The organism is Pseudarthrobacter sp. NamE5 (assembly GCF_005796225.1).
In the GTDB taxonomy this organism is placed as follows: domain Bacteria; phylum Actinomycetota; class Actinomycetes; order Actinomycetales; family Micrococcaceae; genus Arthrobacter.
The window spans coordinates 1-5618 of sequence record NZ_VAHO01000028.1; the positions used below are offsets into that span (position 1 = coordinate 1).

General features: G+C 55.2%; 3 rRNA genes. All 3 read left to right on the plus strand.

Going from position 1 to position 5618, the window contains the following annotated elements:
* Nucleotides 1–133 precede the first annotated feature (133 nt).
* A 16S ribosomal RNA gene (locus FDW84_RS18885) occupies nucleotides 134–1657 on the plus strand.
* Between the two features lie 552 nt (nucleotides 1658–2209).
* Nucleotides 2210–5340: ribosomal RNA gene (locus tag FDW84_RS18890) — 23S ribosomal RNA — on the plus strand.
* Nucleotides 5341–5500: 160 nt separating this feature from the next.
* Nucleotides 5501–5617 (plus strand): 5S ribosomal RNA (rrf, locus tag FDW84_RS18895).
* The 16S, 23S and 5S rRNA genes sit together here, the layout of an rRNA operon.
* The last annotated feature ends 1 nt before the right edge of the window (nucleotide 5618 follow it).

Consider the following 5618-nt stretch of genomic DNA (forward strand, 5'->3'; position numbering starts at 1 on the left):
ATTAAATTGGTTGATTGTGCCGGGCTGCCTGCTTTTGTGGGTGGTCTGGTGTTTTTAGCTGGTTTCAAATTTTGTGCAGCCTTTTTGTCCTGTTATTTCCGGGGCTGGGGGTTGTGTCTGTTTTTGTTTTACTTCAACGGAGAGTTTGATCCTGGCTCAGGATGAACGCTGGCGGCGTGCTTAACACATGCAAGTCGAACGATGAAGGGAGCTTGCTCCTGGATTAGTGGCGAACGGGTGAGTAACACGTGAGTAACCTGCCCTTGACTCTGGGATAAGCCTGGGAAACTGGGTCTAATACCGGATATGACTGATCATCGCATGGTGGTTGGTGGAAAGCTTTTTGTGGTTTTGGATGGACTCGCGGCCTATCAGCTTGTTGGTGAGGTAATGGCTTACCAAGGCGACGACGGGTAGCCGGCCTGAGAGGGTGACCGGCCACACTGGGACTGAGACACGGCCCAGACTCCTACGGGAGGCAGCAGTGGGGAATATTGCACAATGGGCGCAAGCCTGATGCAGCGACGCCGCGTGAGGGATGACGGCCTTCGGGTTGTAAACCTCTTTCAGTAGGGAAGAAGCGAAAGTGACGGTACCTGCAGAAGAAGCGCCGGCTAACTACGTGCCAGCAGCCGCGGTAATACGTAGGGCGCAAGCGTTATCCGGAATTATTGGGCGTAAAGAGCTCGTAGGCGGTTTGTCGCGTCTGCCGTGAAAGTCCGGGGCTCAACTCCGGATCTGCGGTGGGTACGGGCAGACTAGAGTGATGTAGGGGAGACTGGAATTCCTGGTGTAGCGGTGAAATGCGCAGATATCAGGAGGAACACCGATGGCGAAGGCAGGTCTCTGGGCATTAACTGACGCTGAGGAGCGAAAGCATGGGGAGCGAACAGGATTAGATACCCTGGTAGTCCATGCCGTAAACGTTGGGCACTAGGTGTGGGGGACATTCCACGTTTTCCGCGCCGTAGCTAACGCATTAAGTGCCCCGCCTGGGGAGTACGGCCGCAAGGCTAAAACTCAAAGGAATTGACGGGGGCCCGCACAAGCGGCGGAGCATGCGGATTAATTCGATGCAACGCGAAGAACCTTACCAAGGCTTGACATGAACCGGTAACGCCTGGAGACAGGTGCCCCGCTTGCGGTCGGTTTACAGGTGGTGCATGGTTGTCGTCAGCTCGTGTCGTGAGATGTTGGGTTAAGTCCCGCAACGAGCGCAACCCTCGTTCTATGTTGCCAGCACGTGATGGTGGGGACTCATAGGAGACTGCCGGGGTCAACTCGGAGGAAGGTGGGGACGACGTCAAATCATCATGCCCCTTATGTCTTGGGCTTCACGCATGCTACAATGGCCGGTACAAAGGGTTGCGATACTGTGAGGTGGAGCTAATCCCAAAAAGCCGGTCTCAGTTCGGATTGGGGTCTGCAACTCGACCCCATGAAGTCGGAGTCGCTAGTAATCGCAGATCAGCAACGCTGCGGTGAATACGTTCCCGGGCCTTGTACACACCGCCCGTCAAGTCACGAAAGTTGGTAACACCCGAAGCCGGTGGCCTAACCCCTTTGTGGGAGGGAGCTGTCGAAGGTGGGACTGGCGATTGGGACTAAGTCGTAACAAGGTAGCCGTACCGGAAGGTGCGGCTGGATCACCTCCTTTCTAAGGAGCACCTACAATTACCGTCCGCCGGTGCATGCTGGTGGTGTGGTGTTGTCAGGAGTAAAGGCCCGTTGCGCAGGCGATTGTTCTGCGGCGGGTGCTCATGGGTGGAATATCAACGGATAGCGGCTGCCTGGATTTTTTCCTGGTCTAGTACGGATGCTTTGGTGTCCTGGAACGGTTGGGGTTTTGATGGGTGGTTTCGTGTTTGGCACACTGTTGGGTCCTGAGGCAACAGGGCCGTGGTTCCTGTCCCTTTTTTGTGGGGGTGGGGGTTTGCGGGTTTGTTTGTTTCTGGTTTCCTGGCTGCACCGAGCGCGCACGGTTGTCTCCTTTTTTGAAGGGGGTTGTGTGTGGGGTGTGTGGTTTGGGGTTGTTGTTTGAGAACTACATAGTGGACGCGAGCATCTTTTATAAAGAAGCAATTTCCAAGAATATGAACCTGGATCTGGCTGCGCGTGATGATGGCTGGCCCCTTTTGTTGGGGTTGGTGGTTGTTGGGTGTGGTTGGTTTCTGTGGTTCTCTCGTGAAGTCGTTTTTTGATCTTTTGTGGTCAAGTTTTTAAGAGCACACGGTGGATGCCTTGGCATTAGGAGCCGAAGAAGGACGTAGGAATCTGCGATAAGCCTGGGGGAGTCGATAACCGGACTGTGATCCCAGGGTGTCCGAATGGGGAAACCCCGCACAACGCTGTGAGGTGATTGTGTGACCCGCATCTGAACACATAGGGTGCGTGGAGGGAACGCGGGGAAGTGAAACATCTCAGTACCCGCAGGAAGAGAAAACAATAGTGATTCCGTCAGTAGTGGCGAGCGAACGCGGATCAGGCTAAACCGTTCCATGTGTGATAGCCGGCGGGCGTTGCATGGTCGGGGTTGTGGGACTTTCCATACCAGTTCTGCCGGGCTGGTGGGGTGTGATGTGCGCGCATAGGTGAACGGTTTTGAAAGGCCGGCCAGAGAGGGTGTTAGTCCCGTAACCGTAATGTGTTGTCACCGCCTGTGAGAGTATCCCAAGTAGTACGGGGCCCGAGAAATCCCGTGCGAATCTGTCAGGACCACCTGATAAGCCTAAATACTCCCTAATGACCGATAGCGGACCAGTACCGTGAGGGAAAGGTGAAAAGTACCCCGGGAGGGGAGTGAAACAGTACCTGAAACCGTGTGCTTACAATCCGTCGGAGCCAGTCTGATTCTGGTGACGGCGTGCCTTTTGAAGAATGAGCCTGCGAGTTAGTGTTACGTCGCGAGGTTAACCCGTGTGGGGCAGCCGTAGCGAAAGCGAGTCTGAACAGGGCGTTGCAGTGGCGTGATCTAGACCCGAAGCGAAGTGATCTACCCATGGCCAGGTTGAAGCGACGGTAAGACGTCGTGGAGGACCGAACCCACTTCAGTTGAAAATGGAGGGGATGAGCTGTGGGTAGGGGTGAAAGGCCAATCAAACTTCGTGATAGCTGGTTCTCCCCGAAATGCATTTAGGTGCAGCGTTGCGTGTTTCTTGCTGGAGGTAGAGCTACTGGATGGCTAATGGGCCCTACAAGGTTACTGACGTCAGCCAAACTCCGAATGCCGGTAAGTGAGAGCGCAGCAGTGAGACTGTGGGGGATAAGCTTCATAGTCGAGAGGGAAACAGCCCAGACCACCAACTAAGGCCCCTAAGCGTGTGCTAAGTGGGAAAGGATGTGGAGTTGCCCAGACAACCAGGAGGTTGGCTTAGAAGCAGCCATCCTTAAAAGAGTGCGTAATAGCTCACTGGTCAAGTGATTCCGCGCCGACAATGTAGCGGGGCTCAAGTACACCGCCGAAGTTGTGGCATTCATACATGTTCTAAGCCTTTGTGGTTCAGGAGTGTGGATGGGTAGGGGAGCGTCGTGTGGGCGGTGAAGTCGCGGTGTAAACCAGCGGTGGAGCCTACACGAGTGAGAATGCAGGCATGAGTAGCGAAAGACGGGTGAGAAACCCGTCCGCCGAATGATCAAGGGTTCCAGGGTCAAGCTAATCTGCCCTGGGTAAGTCGGGACCTAAGGCGAGGCCGACAGGCGTAGTCGATGGACAACGGGTTGATATTCCCGTACCGGCGAAAAACCGCCCATGCTGAGCGGGGGATACTAACTGCCCGATACCTGCCCGATCACCCTTGTGGTGTGAGGGTTTTGGTGGAGCGCAGGACCTGATCCCGGGAGGCAAGCGTATTAACAGGTGTGACGCAGGAAGGTAGCCGAGCCGGGCGATGGTTGTCCCGGTCTAAGGATGTAGGGCGAACGGTAGGCAAATCCGCTGTTCATGATGCCTGAGATCTGATGGGACCCCCGTATGGGGGGATTTGGTGATCCTATGCTGCCGAGAAAAGCATCGACGCGAGGTTTTAGCCGCCCGTACCCCAAACCGACACAGGTGATCAGGTAGAGAATACTAAGGCGATCGAGAGAATTATGGTTAAGGAACTCGGCAAAATGCCCCCGTAACTTCGGGAGAAGGGGGGCCCCAACCTTGATGGACACGTGCTGTCCGGAGGGGATCGGGGCCGCAGAGACCAGGGGGAAGCGACTGTTTACTAAAAACACAGGTCCGTGCGAAGTCGCAAGACGATGTATACGGACTGACTCCTGCCCGGTGCTGGAAGGTTAAGAGGACCGGTTAGCCGCAAGGCGAAGCTGAGAATTTAAGCCCCAGTAAACGGCGGTGGTAACTATAACCATCCTAAGGTAGCGAAATTCCTTGTCGGGTAAGTTCCGACCTGCACGAATGGAGTAACGACTTCCCCGCTGTCTCAACCATAAACTCGGCGAAATTGCAGTACGAGTAAAGATGCTCGTTACGCGCAGCAGGACGGAAAGACCCCGAGACCTTTACTATAGTTTGGTATTGGTGTTCGGAGTGGCTTGTGTAGGATAGGTGGGAGACGTTGAAGCCCGGACGCCAGTTCGGGTGGAGTCATCGTTGAAATACCACTCTGGTCACTTTGGACATCTAACTTCGGCCCGTAATCCGGGTCAGGGACAGTGCCTGATGGGTAGTTTAACTGGGGCGGTTGCCTCCTAAAAAGTAACGGAGGCGCCCAAAGGTTCCCTCAGCCTGGTTGGCAATCAGGTGTCGAGTGTAAGTGCACAAGGGAGCTTGACTGTGAGAGAGACATCTCGAGCAGGGACGAAAGTCGGGACTAGTGATCCGGCGGTACATTGTGGAATGGCCGTCGCTCAACGGATAAAAGGTACCTCGGGGATAACAGGCTGATCTTGCCCAAGAGTCCATATCGACGGCATGGTTTGGCACCTCGATGTCGGCTCGTCGCATCCTGGGGCTGGAGTAGGTCCCAAGGGTTGGGCTGTTCGCCCATTAAAGCGGTACGCGAGCTGGGTTTAGAACGTCGTGAGACAGTTCGGTCCCTATCCGCTGCGCGCGCAGGAAATTTGAGAAGGGCTGTCCTTAGTACGAGAGGACCGGGACGGACGAACCTCTGGTGTGTCAGTTGTACTGCCAAGTGCACCGCTGATTAGCTACGTTCGGATGGGATAACCGCTGAAAGCATCTAAGCGGGAAGCTCGCTTCAAGATGAGATTTCCATACACCCTTGCGTGTGAGAGGCCCCCAGCCAGACCACTGGGTTGATAGGCCGGATGTGGAAGCGAGGACTAACGACTCGTGAAGCTGACCGGTACTAATAGGCCGATAACTTACACCACACAAGAACACAAAGACTTGCTTGCGTCCACTATGTGGTTCCCGAACAACAAACCAAACGTTGCCCCGGAACCCACAACCGAATAACAACACCACACATTGTTGTAACCACAACAGTTTTCCCACACCACCCCCGACGGGGCCGGTGCCGGGTGAAAAGGTTACGGCGGTCATAGCGTGGGGGAAACGCCCGGTCCCATTCCGAACCCGGAAGCTAAGACCCACAGCGCCGATGGTACTGCACCCGGGAGGGTGTGGGAGAGTAGGTCACCGCCGGACA